Raw genomic sequence first — 26,350 nt, forward strand, 5'->3', positions numbered from 1 at the left:
CCTAAGTTTTAAGAAGAAATAAAATGCATATAATTTATAGAAAATAAATTTATATTTGGGGGTGAATAAAATTTTAACATCATATAAAAAACTAATTTCTTTATTAATTTGTTTTCTCGTATTTGCATGCATAACTTTATTTATAAAATATTATTTTAAACCATTTATTTTAGTTTTAATTATGGCTATAATCTGTGCCCCAATATATGGACTTATGAATAATTTGAACATACCAGAAAAGATATCAGGAGCTTTATGTATAGCGATTATAAATATATTACTGATACTTTTTATAATATATTTGGGAAATGAAATCTTTAATTTAGGAAAGAATATATATAGTAAGAACTTGGAGTTTATAAATACATTAATTAAAGATATATCAATGGCTTTAAATGTTGATATAAGTAATTTGAAGATAGGCAAAAGTGTATTTTCAATAATAAGTGATAAGGGGTTAAGACAAGGTGCTATAAGTACTGGGGAAATGATATTAGCTTATTTTATGGCTAATATATGCACATATTTTATACTTGTGGATAGAAAATATATAATTGAAATATTTGAACTTCTTTTTCCAAAGAATCTTACAAATAAGTTTATGAACCACAAAAATAATTTTAAACATATGATTGTTATTGAAGGTATTCTAGTTTTGATTTCTATATTTGAGATAATTGTTGGGTTTACAATACTTGGTATACCTAATGGTTTTATGCTTGGAATAGTATGTGGTGTATTAGATATACTTCCCTATGTTGGAACTATAATTGTATTTATTCCAATTATAATATACAATATTATAATGAAAAAGTATATTACTGCAATTGGGCTTGTATGCTTATATATATTAATACAGGTAGTTAGAGAAGTGCTAGAAGCTAAATTTTTAGGAGCTAAATTAGATATTCATCCTCTTGTAATTTTAATATCTATTTATGTAGGAATGAATATATTTGGTATACTTGGAATGATAGCTGGGCCCATGTATAGTATTATTGCAAAAGAAATAATATACAGTACTGAGTGATGTATTTGTATATTTTAGGAGGGAATTAAAAAATGAGAAAACTTTCGATACTAGGGGTCACAGGTTCTATAGGAACTCAAACTCTTGATGTACTAAGAAATTCAAGTGAAAAATTAGAATTAATAGGGATTACTGCAAACACATCAGTAAGAAAAATAACTGAAATAATAGAAGAATTTAATCCAAAGTATGTTGGTATGATGGATAAAAATTCAGCTGAAGAAGTAAGATTATATTGTAATAAAAATAATAAAAATATTATAGTCCTTGATGGAATTGAAGGATTAAATAAAATAGCAACTTTAGATGAAATTGACATAGTAGTGACATCTGTAGTTGGTATGATAGGATTAGAACCAACTATAAAAGCCATAGAAGCTGGAAAGGATATTGCTCTTGCAAATAAGGAAACACTAGTAGTTGCTGGCGAAATTGTAATGAAGGCAGCAAAAGAACATAATGTTAAAATTCTTCCAGTAGATTCTGAACATAGTGCTATTGAGCAGTCGTTGAAAGAAAATAGCCTTGATACATTAAGAAAAATAATTTTAACTGCATCAGGAGGGCCTTTTAGAGGTAAAACTACAGAAGAATTAACTAATATTAGAGTGGAAGATGCATTAAAGCATCCAAAATGGAATATGGGAAGAAAGATATCTATAGATTCAGCAACTCTCATGAATAAAGGACTTGAAGTAATAGAGGCTCATTGGCTTTTTGATTGTGATTATGATAATATTCAAGTATTAGTACATCCACAAAGTATTATTCATTCAATGGTGGAGTATATTGATGGAAGTATAATAGCACAGCTCGGAGCTCAAGATATGAGGCTTCCTATACAATATGCACTGAATTATGAGGAAAGAAAAGAACTTGTAGCAGATACTATAGATTTTTATGAAATAGCTCAGCTTACTTTTGAAAAACCTGATATAGATACATTTAAATGCTTGAAGCTTGCATTTGAAGCTGGCAAAAAGGGTGGACTTATGCCTACTATATTAAATGGTGCAAATGAAGCTGCAGTAGAATTGTTTTTAGATGAAAAAATAAGTTTTCTTAGAATTCCACAGCTTATAGAAATGGCTATGAGAAATTTTGAGGAGGATGGAAGAAAAGAATTGACATTAGAAAATATTATTGATTTAGACAAAAGGGTTAAGGCATATGTAATAGAAAATGCCAATTAAGGAGGAAGAGAAGATATATGTATATAATTTTAGCTATATTAGCTTTTGGAGTTCTGATATTTGTTCATGAACTAGGTCATTTTACATTAGCTAAGATAAATGGTGTAAAGGTTGAGGAATTTTCAATTGGTATGGGACCTAAGATAATTTCTAAACAATACAAGGATACTAAATATTCATTAGGAATACTTCCTATAGGTGGATATGTAAAAATGCTTGGTGAAGAAGATGAAAGTGAAGATCCAGATAGCTTTTCAGCTAAATCACCACTTAGAAGAATTACAATAATAGTTGCAGGGGTAATAATGAATTATATTCTTGCAATATGCATATTTACAGCTTTTATAAGTAATTTTGGGTATACAAAAACTGAGGCTATGAATGTTGTTCAAGGATCTCCAGCTTATGAAAGTGGTATTCGAGATGGAGATAAGTTCTTGAAGGTAAATGGGCTTAAAGTTTTTACTCAAGATGATATTTCGGCAGGTGTATTATTATCATATGGGAAGCCAGTAGAAATGATTATTGAAAGTAATGGTGAGAAGAAAGAATTAACAGTTACACCTGGATTAGATGAAAATAATCAATATAAAATAGGTGTGTCTTTTGAAAGAGTTCAAAATCCAGGACTTTTAACTAGTTTTGAGCAAAGTTTTAAACAGACTGCATCGCTTGTATCTCAAACATTTAAAGGACTTGGAATGATATTTACAGGAAAGGCAAACTTAAAGACTGATGTGGGTGGACCAGTTACTATTGTAAAAATGTCTGCAGCAACAGCTAAAGCAGGTATATGGCCTTTATTATACTTCACTGCTTTTTTAAGTGTTAACCTTGCTGTATTTAATTTATTACCATTCCCAGCATTAGATGGAGGCTGGACTGTAATATTATTAATTGAGCTAATAACAAGAAGAAAAGTTCCAGATAAGATTGTAGGGGCACTTAATTATATTGGTTTTGCAATATTAATAGGTCTTATGATTCTTGTAACAGCAAAGGATATATTATTCCCAGTAAATTTCTAATGTATAAATAAAAAAATCCTGTTTATCAACTGAAAATTGATAAACGGGATTTTTTTGTTTGTAATTGAAATCTTAGGTTAAGTATTTGTATCAGAAGTAATTTTATTGATATATATATTGAAATTTATTTGCAATAAAAGTGATATAAAAAGTTATATTATATCTTTAATATATTTTAGGTATGAACAGCAGCTTTACTGGGATATCAGATGTTCAGATCGAACTTTTAAAGATGATGGTATATGGATTAAGTAATAACTAAAAAATGGTGATAAAACTATAAAGTTTACAACAATACTATAAAGATATATAATTACAACATCAGATTAGAAATAATTATAGATTCAATATATATGCTGAATAAATAAGAGGTGAAGATACATGGAAAGAAGAACTAGCAGAAAAGTTAAAGTGGGAAATGTATATGTAGGTGGAGATGCTCCAGTATCAATACAATCTATGACAAACTCAAAAACTAAAGATGTTGAGGCAACATTAAAACAAATCAAAGAACTTTATAATGCTGGATGCCAAATAATAAGATGCGCAGTTTTAGATATGGAAGATGCTGAGAAATTAAAAGAAATTACAGAGAAATCTCCTATTCCAGTAGTTGCAGATATACACTTTGATTATAGATTAGCATTAAAAGCAATAGAAAATGGAGTATCTGCACTTAGAATCAATCCGGGAAATATTGGAAGTGTAGATAGGATAAAAGCTGTTGCAGAAAAATGTACTGAAAAAAATATCCCAATAAGAATAGGTGTAAATTCAGGGTCTTTAGAAAAAGATATTTTAGAAAAGCATGGAACAGTTAATGCAGAAGGATTAGTTGAAAGTGCATTAAGACATGTGAAAATATTAGAAGATTTAGATTTTCATGATATTGTAATTTCTATAAAATCATCTAATGTTCCTATGATGATTGAATGTTATAGATTAGTTGCACAAAAATGTGATTATCCTCTTCATTTAGGTGTAACTGAAGCTGGAACAGTTCAGATGGGAACTATTAAATCAAGCGTAGGAATTGGAACTCTTTTAGCTGAAGGTATTGGTGATACTATAAGAGTATCATTAACAAGTAATCCAATAGAAGAAATAAAGGTAGCTAAAGAGATTCTAAGATCATTAGGATTAAGAAAAGGTGGAGTAGAATTTGTATCATGTCCTACATGTGGAAGAACACAGATTAATTTAATAAAGATTGCAGAAGAAGTTGAAAAAAGACTAGCTGAATGTAATAAAGATATAAAGGTTGCTGTAATGGGGTGTGTTGTAAATGGACCAGGAGAAGCAAGAGAATCAGATATCGGTATTGCTGGTGGAATAGGCGAAGGTATAATCTTTAAAAAAGGTGAGATTATAAGAAAGGTCAAGGAAGAAGATCTTATTGATGCTCTTATGGAAGAGGTTGATAAACTATAATTTTAGTTCCTTTTATTTGTGTTAATTAATATAAAAATTTTTGATTTTTTCTTTATGAAGTCAAGGCCATAAGTGAGTTTATAATCGAGCTGTGTATTAGGAATTTAATATTGGTATTGTATTAATTTAAAAAATGTGCTAACATATAAATAGAATTTAATTCTAATAGAGTAAAAAGGAGTGGGAAAAAGTTTACCCGCTCTTTCTGTTTGTAACGCAACTTCTACAAAGATAGTTGCGTTTTTGATTACAAATTTTAAAATTGCGTAAACTAAAAATATATTTGTTATGTAATTTTATTATGATGAAAGCGAGGGGAAGAAAAAACATGGATAAAAATGCATTAGTTGAAAAAATCGAAAAGATAGTTGAGCCTATTACTTCAGAATTATCATATGAATTATATTACGTTGAGTATGTAAAGGAAAATGGTGATTTTTATTTAAGAATATATATAGATAAAGAAGAAGGTAGAGTATCGTTAAACGATTGTGAAGCTGTATCAAGAAGAGTAAGTGAAGTATTAGATGCTGAAGATCCAATTGAAAGTGCTTATTACTTAGAAGTTTCTTCACCAGGTCTTTTTAGAATGTTATATACTAAGAAGCACTTTGAAAAAGTACTTGGAAAAGAAATATTAGTAAAATTTAATGGATCAATTGATGGCCAAAAAAGTGTAAAAGGTATTCTAAAAGAAGTAAATGATGATTTTATTGTGGTTGAAAGCGATAAAGAATTCAAAATAACAAATGACAAGATTAAAAGTGCAAATCTTGAAGGGGAAGTATAATTAAGGAGGGTTTTTAAAATGAATGAAGAGTTTGTAGGTGCTCTTAGAGAACTAGTAAAGGAAAAAGGTATATGTGAAGATTTACTTTTCACAACAATACAAGATGCATTAGTTGCAGCTTATAAGAAAAATTATGCTAATGTTAATACAAATGCGCAAAATGTTAAAGTGACTATAGATAGAGAAACAGGAGAAATTGGAGTATATGCTCAAAAAGTTGTTGTAGATGAAGTATATGATGATGTTACAGAAATCTCAATAGAAGAAGCAAAAGCTATAAGTCCAAAATATGAAGTTGATGATGTTGTTGACTTAGAAGTTACACCAAAGAATTTTGGAAGAGTTGCAGCTCAGCTTGCAAAACAAGTTGTAACACAAAGAATCAAAGAAGCTGAAAGAAATATAATATATGATGAATACAAAGAACAAGAATTTGATATAATTACAGGAACTATTTTAAGAAAAGACAAAGGAATGGTTTTTGTTAATTTAGGAAAATTAGAAGGTGTTATAGGACCAAATGAACAAATTCCACATGAAGAATATAACTTTAATGAAAAGTTAAAACTATATATAGTTGAAGTAAAAAATGGAAGCAAGGGTCCTCAAATACATGTTTCAAGAACTCATCCAGGTTTAGTTAAGAGATTATTTGAACTTGAAGTTCCAGAAATATTCAACGGAGTAGTTGAAATTAAGAGTATTTCAAGAGAAGCAGGATCAAGAAGTAAAATTGCAGTATTCTCAAATGACCCAGAAGTTGATGCAATGGGAGCATGTGTTGGTCCTAAGGGAGTAAGAGTTCAAAATATAGTAAATGAACTTAAAAATGAAAAAATAGATATAATTAAATGGAGCAAAGATCCAGCTGAATTTATAGCAAATTCATTAAGCCCAGCAAAAGTACTTTCAGTTGAAGTAGATGAAGAAAACAAATGTGCAAAAGTTGTAGTTGATGACAATCAACTTTCTTTAGCAATAGGTAAAGAAGGTCAAAATGTTAGACTTGCAGCTAAACTTACAAACTGGAAGATAGATATAAAGAGTAAATCACAAAAAGAGAAATTAGATGCAGAAGAAGAGAAGTTATTAAATACTGACGTTGAAATCGAAAATGAAGATTCTAATGATTTATTAGATTTAGAAGCTTCAATAGATGAAAACGAAGAATAGAGGTGCTTTCTAATGAAGGTTAAAAAAATTCCTTTAAGAATGTGCACAGGCTGCATGGAAATGAAACCAAAGAAAGAACTAATAAGAATTGTAAAGACTCCAGAAGGAGAAATTTGTGTAGACTTAACTGGTAAAAAATCAGGAAGAGGAGCATATGTATGCAGAAATATTGAATGTTTTGAAAAAGCATACAAAGCAAAAAGACTTAGTAGAAATCTTGAAACACAGATAAGTGATGAAATTTATGATAAACTAAAGGAAGAAATAGAAAATGAATAAATTTTTTAACTTTTTAAGTATAGCAAAAAAATCAAATAATCTGCTAGAAGGCTATAGTAAGTGTGATGACTATAGAAATAGTACTAAAATTTATTTGTTTATTATGTCTAAAAATTTATCAGATAAATCAAAAAGTAAGTTTAAAAAACACTGTGAAGCCAATAATATACCATATATTGAAGATTTCTTAAAAGAAGATTTGGGAAATGCACTTGGTCGTAAGGAAGTTATGCTACTAGGCGTATTGGACGAAGGGATAGCAAAAAAATTATTAAGCTTATACGAGGAGGAAAAATATATGGATAGATAATAAAACGGGGGTGACTGCATGTCAAAAATAAGAGTACATGAATTAGCAAAAGAATTAAATATAGGTTCTAAGGAACTAATTAATTTATTAAAAGAAGAATTTAATGTAGAAGTTAAAAATCATATGAGCACGATTGAAGATGAAGATGCTGCATTAATAAAAGAACTTCTAAATGGGAATTCTAATAATGACTCAAAAGCAGAAGCAAGTGCCGATAAAGATAATAAAAAGAAAAATATCGTAGATGAATACGAAGATCAATTAGCCGATGAATTAAATAAAGGCAAAAAGAAAAAGAAAAAGAAAAAGAATAAACAACATAAAGAAGAATCTTTGAAGGATGAGGTAAGCAGAAATATGGAAGAAACTCAAATAATAGAAATAGGTGACAGCATAACAGTAAAGGAATTAGCTGAAAAGTTAAATAAACCTTCAAATGAAGTTATCAGAACACTAATTTTCACTGGTGTTATGGCTGCAATTAACCAAGAAATTGATTTTGCTACAGCAGAAAAAGTATGTGCAGAATATAATGTATTAGTAGAAAAGAAAGAAGAAAGTCAAGAATTAGAAGAGCTTGAAATTGAAGAAGATGATGAAGAAAATCTTCAAAAGAGACCACCAATAGTAACTGTTATGGGACACGTTGACCATGGTAAGACTTCATTACTTGACTGTATAAGAAAATCAAGAGTTACAGCTTCAGAAGCTGGTGGAATCACTCAGCATATTGGTGCTTATACTATAACTATAGATGGAGAAAAAATTACATTCTTAGATACTCCAGGACACGAAGCATTTACAGCTATGAGAGCAAGAGGAGCTCAAGTTACAGATATAGTTATATTAGTTGTTGCAGCCGATGATGGTATAATGCCTCAAACAAAAGAAGCTATTGCTCACTGTAAAGCAGCAGGAGTTCCAATGGTTGTTGCTATAAATAAGATTGATAAGCCAGGTGCAAATCCAGACAGAGTTAAACAAGAATTAGCTGAAGAAGGATTACTTGTAGAATCTTGGGGTGGAGATGTAATATCTGAAGAAGTTTCTGCAAAACAAAACTTAAACATTGATAAATTATTAGAAATGGTTCTTTTAAGTGCTGAAATGCTTGAGCTTAAAGCAAACAAAAATAGAAGAGCTGTTGGTACTGTAATTGAAGCTAAACTTGATAAAGGTAGAGGTGCTGTAGCAAGTTTATTAGTTCAAAATGGTACATTACATGTTGGTGATTCAATTTTAGTTGGTTCAACATATGGTAGAATAAGAGCAATGTTTGATGATACAGGAAAGAAGATTAAATCAGCAGGACCTTCAATTCCAGTTGAAGTTTTAGGTCTTTCAGAAGTACCAGAAGCAGGAGACAGATTTAACCAAGTTAAAGATGAAAAGACTGCAAGAAACATGGCTGAAGCAAGAAAAGAAAAATTAAAATCAGAAACTCAAATGGCTAACCACAGAGTTTCATTAGAAGACTTATATAGCCAAATTCAAGAAGGAAAAGTAAAAGAATTATCTATAATTGTAAAAGCAGATGTTCAAGGTTCAGTTGAAGCTATAAAACAATCATTAGAAAAACTTTCTACTGATGATGTAAAAGTAAGAGTTATACTTGGAGCTGTTGGAGCTATAACAGAAACAGATATAACATTTGCAGCAGCATCAAATGCACTTGTAATAGGATTTAATGTAAGACCTGATAATAATGCATCAGCTCTAGCTGAAAAAGAAGGCGTAGATATTAAGACTTACAGAATTATATATGATGCAATAGAAGATATTAAGAAAGCTATGATAGGAATGCTTGAACCTGAATATAAGGAAGTAATTCTTGGAACTGCAGAAGTAAGAACAACTTATAAGATTTCTAATGTTGGTACTATAGCAGGATGTTATGTACAAAGTGGAAAACTTAGAAGAAATGCTGAAGTTAGAGTTATAAGACAAGGGATTGTTATATTCGAATCAACTTTATCTTCATTAAAGAGATTCAAAGATGATGCTAAAGAAGTTGCAGCAGGATATGAATGTGGATTAAGCGTAGATAAGTTTAATGATATTAAGGAAGGCGACATCATTGAATGCTTCATGATGGAGGCAATTCAAAGAAAAGAACTTTAAGAGGTGATGTGCTATGGCAAACTATAGAGGCGGAAGAATTAATGAAGAGTTCAAAAGAGAAATTAGTAGTTTAATTCAAAATGAAATAAAAGATCCTAGAATAACAGCTATGATATCAGTTACTGATGTAAAAGTTACTAAGGATTTAAGATATGCTAAAGTTTATGTAAGCATATTCTGTAATGATGAAGAAGAAAAGAAAACTAATCTTGCAGCTTTAAAGAGTGCAAGTGGATTTATAAGAAAAAGTGTAGGCCAATCAATTAACTTAAGACACACTCCAGAAATATTATTTGAATTAGATGATTCTATAAACTATGGAATGCATATGGATGAGCTAATTCAAAAAATAAGCAGCAAGAAATAATGCAATTTAGAGAAATAAAGGAAGAAATTTTAAAGGCAGAAAAGATTGGATTATCATTTCATACATCTCCTGATGGAGATGCTATAGGAAGCACATTAGGGCTTCTTATTGGACTTAGATATCTAGGAAAAGACGCTTATGTAATATCAAGAGATGTTATCAGTGATAACTTCTCTTATATTACTTTTAGCGAAGAAGTAGATGGAACTGTATGTGAGCCTAAAGAAGGAACAGATTTAGTTATAGTTTTAGATTGTGGTAATGTTGAAAGAATTTCAGCAGACCTAGAAAATTATAGTGGAACGATAATTAATTTAGACCACCATATTTCTAATGATAATTATGGAACAATTAACTATGTAGACCCAAAGGCAGCAGCAACATGTGAACTTTCATATTTATTAATGAAAGAACTAGGGATTGATTTCAGTCTTAAAACTAAGGAAACTATAGAGATAAGCACAGCAATATATACAGGAATAGTAACAGATACTGGATCATTTAGACATTCTAATGTTACAAAAAGGTCTCATAATATTGCAGCTGAGCTTATAGAAAATGGAATAGATAATAGTAGTATACACAGCAGTCTTTTTGATAATAAGCCTTTTGAAAAAGTTAAATTAATGGGAAGTGTCTTATCTAATATAAAGCTTGAACTTGATAATAAAGTAGCTGTTTTGGAAATTCCTAAAGGTATGCTTGAAGAATTCAATTTACCTAATGCTGATACTTCAGACATTATTTCAATTGGCCTTGGAATAAAAGGTGTAGAAGTATCTATACTTCTTAAGGAAGTAGATGAAGGAGTAAAAATAAGTCTTAGATCTAAAAATAATGTGGATGTTAGAAATGTAGCCGAAAAATTCGGCGGTGGCGGACATGTTAAAGCATCAGGTGCTATGCAGAAAGGTGTAGGTCTTGAAGAGGCTAAAGAAAATCTTTTAAAGGCATTAAAGGATGAAATGCAGATATGAATGGAATATTAAATGTATATAAAAACAAAGGAATGTCTTCTTTTGATGTAGTTAGGAAAATTAAATTTTTAGCTCATGAAAAAAAAGTTGGACACACAGGAACATTGGATCCAGAAGCAACAGGAGTACTTCCTGTTGCATTAGGAAAAGCAACGAAAACAATAGATTATATAATGAATTGCAACAAGACGTATGAAGTTAAATTTCTTCTTGGAGTAAAGACTACTACATATGATCTTGAAGGAGAAGTAATAGAAAAGAAGGATACTTCATTTCTTACAGAGCAGGAAGTAAAAGATGCAGTTTTATCTTTTATTGGAGAATATGATCAAGTTCCTCCTATGTATAGTGCATTAAAACAAAATGGTGTAAGACTTTATGACCTTGCAAGACAAGGTATTGAAGTTGAGAGACAAGGAAGAAGAATTCATATCCTTAACATAGAAGATATAAAAATAGAATTACCGTATGTATATATGAAAGTAAGCTGTTCTAAAGGTACATATATAAGGAGTTTATGTTTTGATATAGGAGAAAAACTTAATGTTGGAGCAACTATGACTGAACTTAACAGAAGTGAAACATCTGTATTTAATCAGGAAGATAGTGTAAATGTTGAAGATTTAACAGAAGAAAATATACAGGAATATCTAATATCTATAGAAGATGCTTTGAAATTTTATCCTAAACTTGTGATTAATAGTTCATTTACTAAACTACTAATAAATGGAGTAAAGGTTTTTGATAAAAGACTTACAAATGAGCATAGGGAAAAAGATTTGCTGTATCGAGTTTATGATGATAAAGGCTTATTTATTGGTCTTGGAAAACAGGATGATAAAGGTTTTAAGATAGAAAAATTGTTAATGTAAATTAAGAATTAGGAGTCATAGAATGATTGTTATAGATGGAAATACAGATAGTATACAATCTTTTGATAATTATATAGCTTTAGGTAGTTTTGATGGATTACATTTAGGACATTTGTCTTTAATACAGAAGACAAAGGATGAAGCTGATAAAAATAATGGAAAGAGTATGATTTATACTTTTAAAAATCATCCTCGTTTTTTGATAAATAAAGAAAGTAGTCCTAAATTATTAATGAATAATGAAGAAAAAGTCCAGATTTTAAATGCTTATGGAGTTGACATTGTATATTTTCAAGAATTTAATGATGAATTTATGAAAATTAATCCAGAGGAATTTATAAAAATGTTAGTAGAAAAATTCAATGCTAAAGGAATTATAGTTGGATTCAATTATAAATTTGGATATAAAAATTCAGGAGACATAGAGTTATTAAGAAGATTACAGAAGAAGTATAACTATGAATTATATGTTATGGAACCTTGTGCATATAAAAATGAAGTTATAAGTAGTACTAGAATAAGAAAAGCTATCGAAGAAGGTAATGTAGAAGGTGCATACAAAATGCTTGATAGACCTTATTCTTTAAAAGGAACTGTTACCCATGGAAAACAAATAGGAAGAACTATAGGATTTCCGACAGCAAATTTGTCTTATGATGAAAAATTTATTTTACCTGCAGATGGCGTATATTATACTAATATTAAGGTAAATAATAAACTATATAAGGGAATTACGTCAATTGGATATAATCCAACTGTAGGCGGTAAAGTCCTGACTATTGAAACTTATATATTGAATTTTAGTGAAGATATATATGAAAAGTATATAGAAGTAAATTTTATAAAGAAAATCCGCGAAAATATAAAATTTAATGGAATAGATGAATTAAAGGATCAGCTTGAAAAAGATAAAAGTTTTGCAGAGAGACAGAATTATATGTCGAGTTTAAGAATATAGTTTACAATAATCATTACTTTTGATATAATTACTCGTGAACCTAGTGCTATGTTTGAAGGTGCCATCTTTTTACTTGGAACTAGGGGATAATGAATATAATTACACGGAGGTGCACTTATAATGGATAAGGCAACAAAATTAGAAATAATCAAAAAGTACGGTAGAAGTGAAGGAGATACTGGTTCTCCAGAAGTTCAAGTAGCTTTATTAACTGAAAGAATAAACTCTTTACAAGAACACTTTAAAGTTCACAAAAAAGACCACCACTCAAGAAGAGGTTTATTAAAGATGGTTGGTCAAAGAAGAGGTCTTTTAAACTATTTAGCTGATCAAGATATCGAAAGATACAGAACTTTAATCAAAGAATTAGGTTTAAGAAGATAATTTTTAGAGCGGAGTTTTCCGCTCTATTATTTTAAAAAAATACAAATTGTAAAAAAAAGTATAAAATAATAAGATGAACCTGAAGGGAGGTCACAGTTTATGAATAACGTTCTAAGTACTGAAATCGCTGGAAGAGAATTGAAGGTTGAATTTGGGAAAACAGGTATGTTATCTAATGCAGCAACGTTTACTAGTTATGGTGATACTGTAATTATGACAAATGTTAATGCAAGTGAAGAACCAAGAGAAGGAATTGATTTCTTCCCATTAAGTGTTGAATATGAAGAAAGATTATATGCAGTAGGTAAAATCCCAGGTGGATTTATCAAAAGAGAAGGTAGACCATCTGAGAAAGCTATATTAAATGGTAGAGCTGTTGACAGAACAATCAGACCTTTATTTCCAAAGGGATATAGAAATGATGTTCAAGTTGTTAGCACTGTAGTGTCAGTTGAAAAAGACAATTTACCAGAAATATTAGCAATAAATGCAGCATCTCTTGCATTATGCTTATCAAGTATTCCATATACAATTCCAGCTGCTGCAGTACAAGTAGGATTAATAGATGGTAACTTTGTTACAAATCCTAATGAAGAAGGAAGAAAAGAAAGTATACTTCATTTAACAGTATGTGCTACTAAGGAAAAGGTAATGATGATAGAAGCTGGTGGAAACGAAATACCAGAAGATACTATGATCGAAGCTATTAAGTATGGATTTGATGAATGTCAAAAGATAATTGCTTTCCAAGAAGAAGCTATGGCTAAATTCGGTAAAAAGAAAGATGTTCCAGTATTATATTCTGTGAATGAAGAACTTGAAAAAGATGTTAAGGACTTTGCATTTGATATGGTCAAAGAAGCAATGTACATAATGGATAAGGATGAAAGAAATGCGGCTATAGATGCAGTAAATGAAAAGGTAAACGAAGAATTTGCTGAAAAGTATGCTGATAATATGGCTGATATTAAAGAAGTTCTTTATACAATGCAGAAGAAGATTGTTAGAAATATGCTTTTAAATGAAAAGCGTAGACCTGATGGAAGAGCATTTGATGAAGTAAGACCAATATCATGTGAAGTAGGAATACTTCCAAGAACTCATGGAACAGGATTATTTACAAGAGGGTTAACTCAAGTAATGACAGTTGCAACACTTGGATCTGTAAGTGAAGTTCAAATATTAGATGGTATTGATGAAGAATCAAAGAGATACATGCATCATTATAATTTCCCAGGATATAGTGTTGGTGAAGTTAAACCACTTAGAGGACCAGGAAGAAGAGAAATTGGTCATGGAGCATTAGCTGAAAGAGCTCTTGAACCATTAATTCCATCTGAAGAAGAATTCCCATATACTATAAGATTAGTTTCTGAAGTGTTAAGTTCAAATGGATCTACTTCACAAGCATCAGTATGTGGATCAACATTAGCATTATTAGATGCAGGTGTTCCAATAAAGAGACCAGCAGCAGGTATTGCTATGGGATTAATAACATCGGAAGATTTAACTCAAGAACAAGTAATCACAGATATTCAAGGAATCGAAGATTTCTTTGGAGATATGGACTTTAAGGTAGCAGGGACAACTGAAGGTATTACATCAATCCAAGTTGATACAAAGCTTCAAGGTTTCAGCTTCAATGTAGTTGAAAATGCTATAAGAGATGCTAGAAAAGCAAGATTATTTATCTTAGATAAGATAAATGAATGTATAAGTGCACCAAGAAAAGATGTATCAATTTATGCTCCTAAGACTGAAATGATGCATATTAATCCAGATAAGATTAGAGATGTAATCGGAGCTGGTGGTAAAGTTATCAATAAGATAATTGCAGATACTGGTGTTAAGATAGATATAAAAGAAGATGGAACAGTATACGTAAGTTCTTCAGATCATGATGGCGTAAATGCTGCTATTAAGATAATTGAAGGATTAACTAAAGAAGTTCAAGCTGGAGAAGTTTATTTAGGAAAGGTAACAAAGATTGCTGCATTTGGAGCATTCGTTGAAGTATTACCTGGAAAAGAAGGATTAGTACACATTTCTAAGCTTGCAAAAGAAAGAGTAGAAAAAGTTGAAGATGTTGTTTCTGTTGGAGATGAAATTTTAGTTAAAGTAACTGATATTGACAACCAAGGTAGAATAAATCTTTCAAGAAAAGATGTATTAGAACAACAAGAAAATAAAGAAGATAAGTAAAGGGCAATTTTAATTGCCTTTTTTTAGAATGAGGAGGCTAAATATCATGTATAACACATATACACTTAAAAATGGACTAAGAGTTGTAACAGAAAAAATTGAGCACTTAAATTCAATAAGTATTGGTGTTATGGTTCAGAACGGTTCTAGAAATGAGAGCCAAGATGTAAACGGAATCTCTCATTTTATAGAGCATATGTTCTTTAAAGGGACAGATAAGAGAACTTCAAAAGGTATTATGGAAGAAATCGAAAATGTGGGTGGACAGATTAATGCCTTTACAAGTAAAGAAGCCACATGTTATTACATTAAAGCCTTAAATACTCATATTGATTTATCGCTTGATATACTTTCTGATATATTATTAAATGCGAAGTTTGATCCAGAAGAAATTGAAAAGGAAAAAGGTGTTGTAATAGAAGAAATAAATATGAGTCAGGATTCTCCAGAGGATGTTTTGGATGATGTTTATTCAAAAGCATGTTATGGAAATGACCCTTTAGGAAATCCTATTCTTGGTACAATAGACTTGGTTAAGTCATTTACAAGAGAAAAGATAGTGAAGTTTATAGAAGAAAAATATACACCTTATAATTCTGTGATTTCAATATGCGGTAATTTTAAAGATGATGAATTAAGAGATTTAATAGAAAAGTATTTTGGTTCATGGGAATGTAAAAATAAAAATATTGTTGACTATGGAAATTCAATAATACAAGTAGGATCTGCATATGGTAAAAAGGAAATAGAGCAGCTTCATATTTCATTAGGATTAAAAGGATTGCCTTATGCTGACAAAAATAATTATTCATTAGTTCTTTTGAATAATATTTTTGGGAATGGAGCATCATCTATACTATTTCAAAAGGTTCGTGAAGAATTAGGATTGTGTTATTCAATAGGTTCATATCTACAACCATTTCAAGGAGTTGGAACTTTAAATATTTATGCAGGTTTAAATAAAAATTATGGAGAAAAGGCACTGGAAGTTATAAATAAAGAACTTAATTTATTTGTTAAGAATGGTATAACTGACAGACAGCTTGAAATAAATAAAGAAAAGATTAAAGCTAATTATATTTTAGGGCTTGAAAGCACAAGTTCTAGAATGTTTGCAAATGCAAAACGTTATCTGTTCAAGAATTCTATAAGAACTCAAGAAGAAGTTATAGACATGATAGATAATATAGATAAAGATGATATACAATATGTTTTGGATAGCTGTTTTAAAACAGGTATATTAAATGCAGCATATGTAGGGCAAGATGTAGAATGTGACAAACTTGATTCTATAATATTAAAAAATGCTAAAGCATATGATAATTCTAATATTAATGGAAAAATAGAAATTTAATAAATATTGTAATAATACGCCTCCTTGCTTCATATTATGTTATGAGCATTATAAGGAGGTATTTTTTATGAGTGAAGAAAGTAATATTAAATATTTAAGTGACATAGAGAAATATGAGCTTATTAATATAAATGATGGCGAAAAATATGATTATTTATTAAATAATGATTTAATTATAGATGATGATGGTAATTTTAAATATCTTATAGTAAACTTAAGCAGTGGGAAGTTTAGTTTTTTTAATAGCAAAGATTTTCTTGAAATTCCTTGGAGTTGCGTGAAAAAGATTGGTGCAAGGACTATAATAATAGATGCGGATGAGGAGAATGTAAAGAAAGTTAAGCTATAAATTAGGAGGAACAATAATGAAGATAATTGTACAAAAGTTTGGGGGAACTTCAGTTTCAACAGAAGAAAATAGAAAGAAAGTAATTGAAAAAGTTAAAACGGCTATTAAAAATGGTTATAGTCCAGTAGTAGTTGTATCTGCAATGGGAAGAAAAGGGGCTCCTTATGCAACAGATACATTATTATCACTTATTAAGGAAGAATTTAAAGATTCAAATAAGCTTGCACAAGACTTACTTATGTGTTGTGGAGAAACAATAAGTTCAGTTGTTATGTGCCATGATTTATATAATGCAGGAATAAATGCAGTTCCACTTACAGGCGGTCAGGCAGGTATTATAACAGATAATAATTTTACTGATGCACGATGCTTAAATGTAGAACCTAAAAGAATACTAGAAATGATATCTCAAGGAATAGTGCCAGTAGTAACAGGATTTCAAGGTGTAACTAAGGAAGGATTTTTAACTACACTTGGAAGAGGGGGAAGCGATACATCAGCATCACTTCTTGGAGTAGCTTTAAATGCTTCTATGATAGAAATATATACAGATGTTGACGGAATAATGACTGCTGACCCAAGAATAGTAAAAGATGCAGATTTAATAGATGTAATAAGTTACAATGAAGTATTCCAGCTTGCAGATCAAGGAGCAAAGGTAATACATCCTAGAGCTGTAGAAATAGCTATGGAAGGAAATGTACCATTGCTTATTAAGAATACAATGAATGATTGCAAGGGAACTCTTATTAATAATTTTGGAGACAGAAGCCATAGAAGAATAATGTCTGGAATAACAAGTCAGGGAGATAGGATTCAAGTATCTATTAGTAAGGCTGATAATAAAGAAAATGAAAAATATAATGATATATTAGACCTCCTTGCAGCTAATAATGTAAGTCTTGATTTAATTAATATATTCCCAGATAATCAGGTATTTACAATCAATAAAAGTGATAAAGATTTAGTGAAAACATTATTAAATAAAGAAAAATTTAAATATAACCTAATTGAAGAATGTAGTAAAATCTCTGTTATAGGTTCTGGAATGAAGGGTATTCCAGGAGTTATGGCAAGAATAATTAAGTCTTTGAGTGAAAATAATATAGAAGTTCTTCAAACAGCAGACTCACATATGACTATATGGTGTTTGGTTTATTCAAAAGATGCTATAAATGCAATAAATATTCTTCATAAAGCTTTTTCTGTAGGAGAAAATTAATATAAATCTAGTATATTAAATAAACAGCATATATGCATTGATCAATGTATATATGCTGTTTATTTTTGTATACATTTTGAATAAAATTACATATTAGGGTATAATTAAGTGGTGTGTGTTTACACAATAAGAAATGGGGAAAAGATAATTGAAATTAGAAATTAAAAAGGGAGTTATTAAAAATTTAGATGAACTAGAAAAATTATATGATGATCTTAATAATAATATGCCAGTAATAAAATTATATGAAAAAACGGGGTATAAATATTTAGATAGTATAGATTTAGAGTTAGGTATGTATGGATTAGATTGGTTCAAAATATATGAAAAAGTAATATAGGAGGCAATATGAATAAGAGCAGAATAAAAGGAAACGCTATTCTTATGCTTACTGCATTTATATGGGGGACGGCATTTGTGGCACAGAGTGTAGGAATGGAGTATGTAGGACCATTTACGTTTATAGCAGTGCGATATATTATTGGTGGTGTCTTTTTGATTCCATGTATTTATTTGTTGGATAGATTAAATAAAAAAGAAAATTGTGAAAAAAATCAGTCCCAGAGGAAAGAACTCATTATAGGAGGAATATTGTGTGGAATAGTTTTATTTGTAGCAAGCAGTTTTCAACAGATAGGAATTCAATATACAACAGTAGGGAAATCTGGCTTTATAACTGCTTTATATATTATTATAGTTCCTATATTGGGAATAGTGTTTAAGAAGAAAGTACAAGGAAGAGTATGGATATGTGCAGCTGTTTCACTTGTTGGATTATATTTACTATGTATAAATGAAAATTTTAATATACGAAAAGGAGACTTTCTTATACTTGCTTGTGCATTCTGCTTTTCTATGCATATTATTCTTATAGATAAATTTTCACCATTTGTTGATGGAGTAAGAATGTCATGTATTCAATTTTTTGTAGCAGGTATATTAGGAATGATTCCTATGATTCTTTTTGAGAATCCTAGTATGACAAGTTTATTAAATGCATATGGTCCTATCTTATATGCAGGTGTGATGTCGTCAGGGATAGCATATACATTACAAATCATTGGACAGAAATATACAAGCCCGGTTATAGCAGCTTTAATAATGAGTCTAGAATCTGTATTTGCAGCATTATCTGGATGGATTCTTTTGGGGGAAGTACTTTCAATAAAAGAATTTTGCGGGTGTGTATTGGTGTTTATAGCAATAATATCGGCACAATTGCCTAATAAATCAATAAGTAATAATTAATGTTTTTAGATATTGAAAATCTATAATACTATTTGATAAGAGCATGATTGTATATAATGTGGTTATATAATTAAATATAAATAGGTTTATTAAAAAGATAATATAGTTGTTAAATTTATAGAATTTCCTGAGAAATTATAAGGTTGTGAATAAAAAATTATTCTTCTGTGCAAAATAAAAATAGTACAGGAGGATAATTTTATGGATGATAATGAAAAAAATAAAAGTATAATTAGCGAGAGTGATGAAGATAATAAAGATGAAAATAATAAAACTTCTGAAGCTCAAGATAAAATGAAAAATATAAAAGAATTTGGAAATACTTCATCAGTAAATTCAGATAGAGATATAGTTGTCTTATCAATAATTGGTCAAATTGAAGGTCATTCTGTACTTCCACCACAAACTAAAGCTACTAAATATGAGCACATAATACCTCAGCTCATAGATATTGAACAGAATGATAAGATAAAAGGTGTTCTTATAGTTCTTAATACTGTTGGTGGAGATGTAGAAGCTGGCCTTGCAATAGCAGAAATGATAAGAAGTATGTCTAAACCTACAGTGTCTATTGTAATAGGGGGAGGACATTCAATAGGAGTTCCACTTGCAACATCTTCTGATTATTCATTTATAACACCAAGTGCAACAATGATAGTACATCCTGTTAGAATGAATGGATTTGTAATAGGAGTTGCACAGACATTTGAGTATTTTAAAAAGATGCAAGAAAGAATTAATGATTTTATTGTAAGAACTTCTAATATAAAAAAATCAACACTTGAAGAATTTATGCTTAAAACAAATGACCTTTTGAATGATGTAGGTACTCTTCTTATAGGAAAACAGGCAGTAGAATGTGGACTTATAGATGAAATTGGAGGTATAAGTGAAGCTTTAAATAAATTAAACGAGATGATAAAAAATAAATGATTGTAAGTTATTTATTCGGTTATAGAAAAAATCTATAGCCGATTTTTATTTTTAGTGGTATCTTATTAAAGGAGAATATGTGTAGGTGTAGAAATATTTAAAGAAAGAGGTGATTTATGTTGGCTAGAACCAAAAGCAAAAGCAATAAAAGTGCAGCAAGAAAAAAGCGTCAGGATAATGCCTTAAATGCAGATATTATTGGAATTATTTATATAGCAACAGGGCTAATTATGGGAATAGCAATTTATACTGAACTTGCAGGGGTACTATCATCTTTAGCACAAAAAATATCATGTGCAGCTATAGGTGTTGGTGAATATGCATTACCTATTTATCTTATATATTTTGGATTTCAATATATAAAAACTAGAGGGAATATTGAGTTAAGTAAGAATTTCTTTGGGATAACTCTACTTATATTAGTTATAATGATGGTTTGCGGGACATTAAATATACAAAGCTCTAATAAGCCTGATGATTTTATATATAATTTTAAGGCGATTATATACAATAAGAGTGAATTTATTCATGGTGGAATACTATCATATCTAATATGTTATCCTTTATGTAGGCTTATTGGCTTTTTAGGAACATATATAGTTTTATTTGCTTTTTCAGTAATATCTATTATTTTTATTTTTGACATTACATTATATGATTTAGGATTAAAAGCATATAATACAACTGAAAAAATGAAAAATAATAGAAAACAAAGAATTGTTGAAAAAGAAAGAAAAGAGCTTCATGTTAAAAAGAAGAGACAGAATAGTTTTATAAATATTGTTGAAGATGATAATGAAGAGGTTGAGAGAAAAGAAGAAAAATCAAGTCGACAGTTATTTGGTAATCTAGATAAGAAAATAAAAGTATTAGATTTTATAAAAAATGCTTCGGATGACGATGATATTGAAACAGAAGTGGCAAACGATGTGGTAGAAAATAATTATTCAGAAGATATGATACAAGAACCTATAATACAAGAACCTGTTCAAAGTAGAACAACTTTCGAAAGGCAAATAGAACAGCAAACAAATTCAAGAAAAAAAGGTAAACTTGATAATGATGTTAAAGAAGTTGTAAATAAGGAGATAGAAGAGCAGATTTTAGAAAATAAAAAGGAAAAGAAGTATGTACATCCAAATATTGATTTATTGAAAAGTAATTCTAGTACAAGATTAAATAGCTCAGATAAGAAAGAGTTACTAGAAAATGCTGATAAGCTTACGGAAATACTGGCTAATTTTGGAGTGGATGCAAAGGTGACGCAGGTTACAAAGGGGCCATCAGTTACTAGATTTGAACTTCAACCAAGCCCAGGTGTAAAAGTAAGTAAGATTGTAAATTTAAGTGATGATATAGCGTTGGGGCTTGCTGCATCTGGTATAAGAATTGAAGCTCCTATTCCAGGAAAAGCAGCTGTTGGAATAGAAGTTCCTAATAGTAAACAAACAGCTGTGTTCTTAAGAGAAGTATTAGAAAGTGATGAATTTATAGAATCAAAGAAAAAACTTGCATTTGCCCTTGGTAAAGATATATCAGGTAAATGTGTGGTGGGGGATTTAAGTAAAATGCCTCATACACTTATAGCAGGGGCTACAGGTTCAGGAAAGAGTGTATGTATAAATTCATTAATTATAAGTTTACTATATAAATATGATCCAGATGAGGTAAAACTTCTTATGGTTGATCCAAAGGTAGTAGAACTTAATGTTTATAATGGAATACCACATCTTTTAATTCCAGTTGTTACTGACCCTAAAAAAGCAGCAGCTGCACTTAATTGGGCTGTAAATGAAATGACAAATAGATATAAGCTGTTTGCAGACATGGGAGTAAGAAATATGGAATCCTACAATGATCTATTTAATAAAGGAATGATAACAGAAAAACTTCCTTATATTGTTATTATTGTGGATGAGCTTGCAGATCTTATGATGGTATGTCCGAATGATGTTGAAGATTACATTGGAAGGCTTGCACAAATGGCAAGAGCAGCTGGAATGCATCTTGTAATTGCGACTCAAAGACCTTCTGTAGATGTTATTACTGGAGTAATAAAGGCTAATATACCTTCTAGAATATCTTTTGCTGTATCGTCACAAATAGATTCAAGAACAATATTAGATAGTTCAGGAGCAGAAAAGCTTCTAGGAAAAGGTGATATGCTTTATTATCCTGTTGGAGAAAGCAAGCCGTTAAGAGTTCAAGGGTGCTTTATATCTGAAGAAGAAGTAGAAAATGTAATATCATTTATAAAGAGTGAACAAGGTGAAATCAATTATGAAGAAGATATAATTGAACATATTAACAATACAGCTGATAATAATGGCGGTCATAGTTCAGAAGGTAATGATGATATTGATGAACGATTAGATGAAGCGATAAAGATTGTGGTTGAATATAATCAGGCTTCTACATCTTTTTTACAGAGAAAACTAAGAATAGGGTTTAATAGAGCTGCTAGAATTATGGATCAACTTGAAGAACGTAAGATAATATCTGAAAAAGATGGAAGTAGGCCAAGACAGGTTCTTGTAACAAAAGCACAACTGTATGAATCAAATAATGAAAAGGATGAAAGTGTATAATTTAACATAAATAATACTTAAAAACTAATAAATGTTATAGACTTAGATTATATATGAGATAATTAACAATTTTATTGTAGTATAATCAGGTGTATAATAAGAATGGCTTGTAAATTTACGCTTTCATTTGTTATAATTGAAACTATTAAAACACAGGAGGATACAAAACTTGATCGAAAATAATATACAAATTGTAAAAGATCCTATAAGAAAGGATGCTTCTGATAAATATAAAGTTGGAATGGTAAGCCTTGGCTGCGATAAAAATAGAGTAGATTCTGAAATAATGTTAGGAAATATGAGTAGTGATTATATAATAACTAATAATCCTAAAGATGCTGATATAATCATAGTTAATACATGTGGTTTTATTGAAAGTGCAAAGCAAGAATCTATAGATACTATTTTAGAAATGGCAAATTACAAAGTTAATTATAAGTGTAAGCTTCTTATAGCAACAGGTTGCCTGACTCAAAGATATGGTGAGGAATTAGGTCAATTGATTCCAGAATTAGATATGATGCTTGGAGTTAATGATTACAATGTAATAAATGAAGTTATAACTGATTTTATAAATGGTAATAAAGAAGCAGCAAATCTTCTTAATTATTCTGATGAAAGTATAAATGAGGGTAAAAGAGTAATTACAACTCAAAAGGAAAGTGCTTATATAAGAATAGCTGAAGGGTGTAATAATTTTTGTACATACTGCATAATTCCTAAGATAAGAGGAAAATTTAGAAGCAGAAAGATGGAAAATATTCTTGAAGAAGCAAGAGATTTAAGTAAAAATGGTGTTAAAGAAATAATTCTTATTGCACAAGATACAACAATGTATGGAAGTGATATTTATGGAAAGAAAAATCTTCATGTATTGTTACAAGAATTATCTAAAATAGAAGGAATAGAATGGATAAGAGTTCTTTACTGTTACCCAGAAGAAATATATGATGAATTAATTGATGAAATAGCACATAATGATAAAGTTGTTAAATATTTAGATTTACCAATACAACATATAAGTAGTCATGTGTTAAAACTTATGGGAAGAAAGACAAATAAAGAAGCTATAATAGAAAAAATCAATAAATTAAGAGATAAAATAGATGGAATGATTATAAGAACAACTTTTATAGTTGGGTTCCCACAAGAAACTCAAGAAGATTTTAATGAAATTATTGATTTCTTAAAAGAATATAAACTTGAAAATGTTGGAGTATTTACATATTCGCAAGAGGAGGATACTCCTGCGGCAAGAATGGAAGGTCAAATACCTGAAGAAGTTAAAAGAGAAAGAGAAGAAATTTTAATGAAAGTTCAGAGAGAAGTTTCTGAATCTATAAATAAATCTAAAATTGGTAGAGTTTATGATGTTCTTGTTGAAGGATATGATGGAAATGAGTACAGTGGAAGAAACTATGAAATGGCACCAAATATAGATGGAAATATATTCTTTAAGAGTGATAAAGACATACAAATAGGTACAATTGTAAAAGTTAAAATAACTAAGAGTATGGATTATGATTTAATAGGAGTTGTTGTTGATGAAACTTGCAAATAGGTTAACTGTATTAAGAATGATTTTAGTTCCAATATTTCTAATATTTATTTCTGCAAGGCATATACCATATAGTAGTACAATTGCAACAGCAATATTTATATTGGCTTCATTGACTGATAAATTAGATGGTTATATAGCAAGAAGTAGAAATCAAATAACTAATTTTGGAAAATTTATGGATCCATTAGCTGACAAACTATTAGTATCTGCAGCATTAATTTCTTTTGTTGAACTTCAGATAGTGCCAGCATGGGCATCGGTTGTAATTATTGCTCGTGAATTTGCTGTTTCAGGATTAAGATCTATAGCAGCATCACAAGGCATAGTTATAGCAGCAAGTTGGTGGGGAAAAATAAAAACAGTTGTTCAGATAATTGCAATAATATTATTACTACTTAAGGTAAATATACATGACTTTAAGTATACAATGGATTTAGTTAATAACAGTAAATTTTGGAACGATTTCTTTAATATAGTTCCATCAATAATGCTTATGGTAGCAGTTATAATAACTCTTATTTCAGGATATGAATATTTTAAAAAGAATAAGGATGCTATAGCAATTGATAAATAATAAATAAATACTATGACTAAAATAATCTAAATTGGTTATACTTAAAATAATTCCTTCTTTATAAAAATAAAGAAGGAATTATTATTGGAATAATCATTGACTATATTCAGTAATTATTCTATAATTTAATTAAATAAGAACATTAGTTCGATGAGAGGAAGGTAGTATTATGGGCAAAATAGATGCAGATAAATTAAAAGCAATTGAAAGTGCTATGAGTCATATAGAAAAACAATTTGGTAAAGGTTCAGTAATGAAATTAGGCGATCATAATGTTACTAAAATGGATGCTATTTCAACTGGATGCTTAGACTTAGATATTGCGCTTGGAATTGGCGGTGTACCAAAGGGAAGAATAATTGAAATATACGGACCTGAAAGTTCAGGTAAAACTACAGTAGCATTAAGTATAGCTGCAGAAGCTCAAAAGAAAGGTGGCGCAGTAGGATATATAGATGCTGAACATGCACTAGATCCAAGTTATGCTCAAAAAATAGGAGTAGATGTAGATAGCTTAATAATTTCACAACCAGATACTGGTGAACAAGGTCTTGAAATTGCTGAAGCATTAGTTCGTTCTGGAGCAATTGATGTTTTAGTTGTTGACTCTGTTGCTGCATTAGTTCCAAAGGCAGAAATAGAAGGAGAAATGGGAGATTCTCATATTGGATTACAAGCAAGACTTATGTCTCAAGCATTAAGAAAACTTGCTGGTACAATAAACAAGACTAATTGTGTAGCAATCTTTATAAACCAATTAAGAGAAAAAGTTGGGGTAATGTTTGGATCACCAGAAACTACTACAGGTGGTAGAGCATTAAAATTCTATGCATCTATAAGACTTGATATAAGAAGAATAGATTCTATTAAGCAAGGAGATTCTATTATAGGAAATAGAACAAGAGTTAAGATAACAAAGAATAAGGTTGCTCCACCATTTAAGCAAGCTGAGTTCGATATCATGTATAATGAAGGTATTTCAAGAACTGGTAATATAGTAGATGTTGGTGTTAAAGAAGAAATAGTACAAAAGAGTGGTGCATGGTTCTCTTATGGAGATATAAGATTAGGTCAAGGTAGAGAAAATGCAAAAATATATCTAAAAGAAAATCCAGAAGTTGCATTAGATATAGAAAACCAAATTAGAAGTAAATATAACTTACCACTAGCAGAATTAGCTACAGCTAATAAAGAAAATAGCGCAACAAATGATGTGGTGGAAAAAGAAGAAAAATAAGAATATTAAAGGTATAGAATTAGCTATAGAAAAACATATTTTATCTGATATATATTTAAAGTAAAATTGAAAAATTATTTAATAATAGCTGTACTCATGAGTAATCATAAGTACAGCTATATTTAGAATTTTAGAGCATATTGAATGATAGAGGTAATATATGGGCAAA

The 26,350-nt window shown here is 29.7% G+C and carries 25 protein-coding genes; all 25 read left to right on the forward strand.

From position 1 onward, the window contains the following. Positions 1 to 61: 61 nt before the first annotated feature. The gene (locus tag HF850_RS01275; protein ID WP_169103677.1) at positions 62 to 1,030 is read left to right on the forward strand and encodes an AI-2E family transporter; all 969 of its coding nucleotides are present in this window, start codon (positions 62 to 64) and stop codon (positions 1,028 to 1,030) included. A 32-nt stretch (positions 1,031 to 1,062) separates the two neighbouring features. Further along, complete coding sequence (locus tag HF850_RS01280; RefSeq protein WP_169103678.1) at positions 1,063 to 2,223, forward strand: 1-deoxy-D-xylulose-5-phosphate reductoisomerase; 1,161 nt, start codon at positions 1,063 to 1,065, stop codon at positions 2,221 to 2,223. Positions 2,224 to 2,240: 17 nt separating this feature from the next. Beyond that, positions 2,241 to 3,251 (forward strand): M50 family metallopeptidase, encoded by a 1,011-nt coding sequence (locus HF850_RS01285; RefSeq protein ID WP_169103679.1) that lies wholly within the window; start codon positions 2,241 to 2,243, stop codon positions 3,249 to 3,251. Between the two features lie 381 nt (positions 3,252 to 3,632). Continuing rightward, positions 3,633 to 4,682: a flavodoxin-dependent (E)-4-hydroxy-3-methylbut-2-enyl-diphosphate synthase gene (gene ispG / locus HF850_RS01290; RefSeq protein ID WP_169103680.1), complete on the forward strand. Its 1,050-nt coding sequence runs from the start codon at positions 3,633 to 3,635 to the stop codon at positions 4,680 to 4,682. 328 nt (positions 4,683 to 5,010) lie between these two features. After that, the gene (gene rimP, locus HF850_RS01295; protein WP_169103681.1) at positions 5,011 to 5,472 is read left to right on the forward strand and encodes a ribosome maturation factor RimP; all 462 of its coding nucleotides are present in this window, start codon (positions 5,011 to 5,013) and stop codon (positions 5,470 to 5,472) included. Positions 5,473 to 5,490: 18 nt separating this feature from the next. Continuing rightward, positions 5,491 to 6,645: a transcription termination factor NusA gene (gene nusA / locus HF850_RS01300; protein WP_169103682.1), complete on the forward strand. Its 1,155-nt coding sequence runs from the start codon at positions 5,491 to 5,493 to the stop codon at positions 6,643 to 6,645. Positions 6,646 to 6,657: 12 nt separating this feature from the next. Then, on the forward strand, positions 6,658 to 6,924 hold the full coding sequence (locus HF850_RS01305; RefSeq protein ID WP_169103683.1) for a YlxR family protein: 267 nt from the start codon (positions 6,658 to 6,660) through the stop codon (positions 6,922 to 6,924). Further along, positions 6,917 to 7,234: a ribosomal L7Ae/L30e/S12e/Gadd45 family protein gene (locus tag HF850_RS01310; protein WP_169103684.1), complete on the forward strand. Its 318-nt coding sequence runs from the start codon at positions 6,917 to 6,919 to the stop codon at positions 7,232 to 7,234. The genes HF850_RS01305 and HF850_RS01310 overlap by 8 nt, the downstream gene beginning before the upstream one ends. An 18-nt stretch (positions 7,235 to 7,252) precedes the next feature. Then, entirely contained in the window at positions 7,253 to 9,355 is a 2,103-nt protein-coding gene (gene infB, locus HF850_RS01315; RefSeq protein ID WP_169103685.1) for a translation initiation factor IF-2, read from the forward strand. A 13-nt stretch (positions 9,356 to 9,368) separates the two neighbouring features. After that, positions 9,369 to 9,722, forward strand: a complete 354-nt coding sequence (gene rbfA / locus HF850_RS01320) for a 30S ribosome-binding factor RbfA (RefSeq protein ID WP_169103686.1) — start codon at positions 9,369 to 9,371, stop codon at positions 9,720 to 9,722. After that, a complete protein-coding gene (locus tag HF850_RS01325; RefSeq protein WP_169103687.1) occupies positions 9,722 to 10,699 on the forward strand; it encodes a bifunctional oligoribonuclease/PAP phosphatase NrnA in 978 nt (325 codons plus the stop codon). The genes rbfA and HF850_RS01325 overlap by 1 nt, the downstream gene beginning before the upstream one ends. Next, positions 10,696 to 11,571: a tRNA pseudouridine(55) synthase TruB gene (truB, locus tag HF850_RS01330; RefSeq protein WP_169103688.1), complete on the forward strand. Its 876-nt coding sequence runs from the start codon at positions 10,696 to 10,698 to the stop codon at positions 11,569 to 11,571. Before HF850_RS01325 ends, truB begins: the two co-directional genes overlap by 4 nt. Positions 11,572 to 11,593: 22 nt before the next feature. After that, positions 11,594 to 12,529, forward strand: coding sequence for a bifunctional riboflavin kinase/FAD synthetase (locus tag HF850_RS01335; protein ID WP_169103689.1), 936 nt, complete (start codon positions 11,594 to 11,596; stop codon positions 12,527 to 12,529). A 120-nt stretch (positions 12,530 to 12,649) separates the two neighbouring features. Then, positions 12,650 to 12,913, forward strand: a complete 264-nt coding sequence (gene rpsO / locus HF850_RS01340; RefSeq protein WP_169103690.1) for a 30S ribosomal protein S15 — start codon at positions 12,650 to 12,652, stop codon at positions 12,911 to 12,913. A 99-nt stretch (positions 12,914 to 13,012) separates the two neighbouring features. Beyond that, entirely contained in the window at positions 13,013 to 15,115 is a 2,103-nt protein-coding gene (locus tag HF850_RS01345; protein ID WP_169103691.1) for a polyribonucleotide nucleotidyltransferase, read from the forward strand. A 46-nt stretch (positions 15,116 to 15,161) separates the two neighbouring features. Next, positions 15,162 to 16,469: a pitrilysin family protein gene (locus HF850_RS01350; RefSeq protein ID WP_169103692.1), complete on the forward strand. Its 1,308-nt coding sequence runs from the start codon at positions 15,162 to 15,164 to the stop codon at positions 16,467 to 16,469. Between the two features lie 67 nt (positions 16,470 to 16,536). Continuing rightward, positions 16,537 to 16,818, forward strand: coding sequence for a YlmC/YmxH family sporulation protein (locus HF850_RS01355; protein ID WP_169103693.1), 282 nt, complete (start codon positions 16,537 to 16,539; stop codon positions 16,816 to 16,818). A gap of 16 nt (positions 16,819 to 16,834) precedes the next feature. After that, positions 16,835 to 18,040, forward strand: coding sequence for an aspartate kinase (gene dapG, locus HF850_RS01360; protein ID WP_169103694.1), 1,206 nt, complete (start codon positions 16,835 to 16,837; stop codon positions 18,038 to 18,040). 148 nt (positions 18,041 to 18,188) lie between these two features. Further along, on the forward strand, positions 18,189 to 18,380 hold the full coding sequence (locus HF850_RS16075) for a hypothetical protein (protein WP_206151554.1): 192 nt from the start codon (positions 18,189 to 18,191) through the stop codon (positions 18,378 to 18,380). Positions 18,381 to 18,388: 8 nt separating this feature from the next. Continuing rightward, positions 18,389 to 19,288 carry a DMT family transporter gene (locus HF850_RS01370; RefSeq protein WP_169103695.1) on the forward strand — a complete coding sequence of 300 codons (900 nt, stop codon included), beginning with the start codon at positions 18,389 to 18,391 and terminating at the stop codon, positions 19,286 to 19,288. 201 nt (positions 19,289 to 19,489) lie between these two features. After that, positions 19,490 to 20,221 (forward strand): ATP-dependent Clp protease proteolytic subunit, encoded by a 732-nt coding sequence (locus HF850_RS01375; RefSeq protein ID WP_169103696.1) that lies wholly within the window; start codon positions 19,490 to 19,492, stop codon positions 20,219 to 20,221. A gap of 116 nt (positions 20,222 to 20,337) precedes the next feature. Then, positions 20,338 to 22,809, forward strand: a complete 2,472-nt coding sequence (locus HF850_RS01380; RefSeq protein WP_169103697.1) for a DNA translocase FtsK — start codon at positions 20,338 to 20,340, stop codon at positions 22,807 to 22,809. A gap of 241 nt (positions 22,810 to 23,050) precedes the next feature. Further along, positions 23,051 to 24,370 (forward strand): 30S ribosomal protein S12 methylthiotransferase RimO, encoded by a 1,320-nt coding sequence (gene rimO / locus HF850_RS01385; protein WP_169103777.1) that lies wholly within the window; start codon positions 23,051 to 23,053, stop codon positions 24,368 to 24,370. Continuing rightward, positions 24,354 to 24,944: a CDP-diacylglycerol--glycerol-3-phosphate 3-phosphatidyltransferase gene (gene pgsA, locus HF850_RS01390; protein WP_169103698.1), complete on the forward strand. Its 591-nt coding sequence runs from the start codon at positions 24,354 to 24,356 to the stop codon at positions 24,942 to 24,944. Before rimO ends, pgsA begins: the two co-directional genes overlap by 17 nt. A 169-nt stretch (positions 24,945 to 25,113) precedes the next feature. Then, positions 25,114 to 26,181 carry a recombinase RecA gene (recA, locus tag HF850_RS01395; protein WP_169103699.1) on the forward strand — a complete coding sequence of 356 codons (1,068 nt, stop codon included), beginning with the start codon at positions 25,114 to 25,116 and terminating at the stop codon, positions 26,179 to 26,181. The last annotated feature ends 169 nt before the right edge of the window (positions 26,182 to 26,350 follow it).

It is taken from the genome of Clostridium sp. SM-530-WT-3G, assembly GCF_012843905.1.
GTDB lineage: Bacteria > Bacillota > Clostridia > Clostridiales > Clostridiaceae > Clostridium.

Bases quoted from the DNA above. Each gene is read 5' to 3' on its own strand.
- HF850_RS01280 (WP_169103678.1), top strand. From the start codon at position 1,063: ATGAGAAAACTTTCGATACTAGGGGTCACAGGTTCTATAGGAACTCAA.
- HF850_RS01285 (WP_169103679.1), top strand. From the start codon at position 2,241: ATGTATATAATTTTAGCTATATTAGCTTTTGGAGTTCTGATATTTGTT.
- ispG (WP_169103680.1), top strand. From the start codon at position 3,633: ATGGAAAGAAGAACTAGCAGAAAAGTTAAAGTGGGAAATGTATATGTA.
- rimP (WP_169103681.1), top strand. From the start codon at position 5,011: ATGGATAAAAATGCATTAGTTGAAAAAATCGAAAAGATAGTTGAGCCT.
- nusA (WP_169103682.1), top strand. From the start codon at position 5,491: ATGAATGAAGAGTTTGTAGGTGCTCTTAGAGAACTAGTAAAGGAAAAA.
- HF850_RS01305 (WP_169103683.1), top strand. From the start codon at position 6,658: ATGAAGGTTAAAAAAATTCCTTTAAGAATGTGCACAGGCTGCATGGAA.
- HF850_RS01310 (WP_169103684.1), top strand. From the start codon at position 6,917: ATGAATAAATTTTTTAACTTTTTAAGTATAGCAAAAAAATCAAATAAT.
- infB (WP_169103685.1), top strand. From the start codon at position 7,253: ATGTCAAAAATAAGAGTACATGAATTAGCAAAAGAATTAAATATAGGT.
- rbfA (WP_169103686.1), top strand. From the start codon at position 9,369: ATGGCAAACTATAGAGGCGGAAGAATTAATGAAGAGTTCAAAAGAGAA.
- HF850_RS01325 (WP_169103687.1), top strand. From the start codon at position 9,722: ATGCAATTTAGAGAAATAAAGGAAGAAATTTTAAAGGCAGAAAAGATT.
- truB (WP_169103688.1), top strand. From the start codon at position 10,696: ATGAATGGAATATTAAATGTATATAAAAACAAAGGAATGTCTTCTTTT.
- HF850_RS01335 (WP_169103689.1), top strand. From the start codon at position 11,594: ATGATTGTTATAGATGGAAATACAGATAGTATACAATCTTTTGATAAT.
- rpsO (WP_169103690.1), top strand. From the start codon at position 12,650: ATGGATAAGGCAACAAAATTAGAAATAATCAAAAAGTACGGTAGAAGT.
- HF850_RS01345 (WP_169103691.1), top strand. From the start codon at position 13,013: ATGAATAACGTTCTAAGTACTGAAATCGCTGGAAGAGAATTGAAGGTT.
- HF850_RS01350 (WP_169103692.1), top strand. From the start codon at position 15,162: ATGTATAACACATATACACTTAAAAATGGACTAAGAGTTGTAACAGAA.
- HF850_RS01355 (WP_169103693.1), top strand. From the start codon at position 16,537: ATGAGTGAAGAAAGTAATATTAAATATTTAAGTGACATAGAGAAATAT.
- dapG (WP_169103694.1), top strand. From the start codon at position 16,835: ATGAAGATAATTGTACAAAAGTTTGGGGGAACTTCAGTTTCAACAGAA.
- HF850_RS01370 (WP_169103695.1), top strand. From the start codon at position 18,389: ATGAATAAGAGCAGAATAAAAGGAAACGCTATTCTTATGCTTACTGCA.
- HF850_RS01375 (WP_169103696.1), top strand. From the start codon at position 19,490: ATGGATGATAATGAAAAAAATAAAAGTATAATTAGCGAGAGTGATGAA.
- HF850_RS01380 (WP_169103697.1), top strand. From the start codon at position 20,338: ATGTTGGCTAGAACCAAAAGCAAAAGCAATAAAAGTGCAGCAAGAAAA.
- rimO (WP_169103777.1), top strand. From the start codon at position 23,051: ATGGTAAGCCTTGGCTGCGATAAAAATAGAGTAGATTCTGAAATAATG.
- pgsA (WP_169103698.1), top strand. From the start codon at position 24,354: ATGAAACTTGCAAATAGGTTAACTGTATTAAGAATGATTTTAGTTCCA.
- recA (WP_169103699.1), top strand. From the start codon at position 25,114: ATGGGCAAAATAGATGCAGATAAATTAAAAGCAATTGAAAGTGCTATG.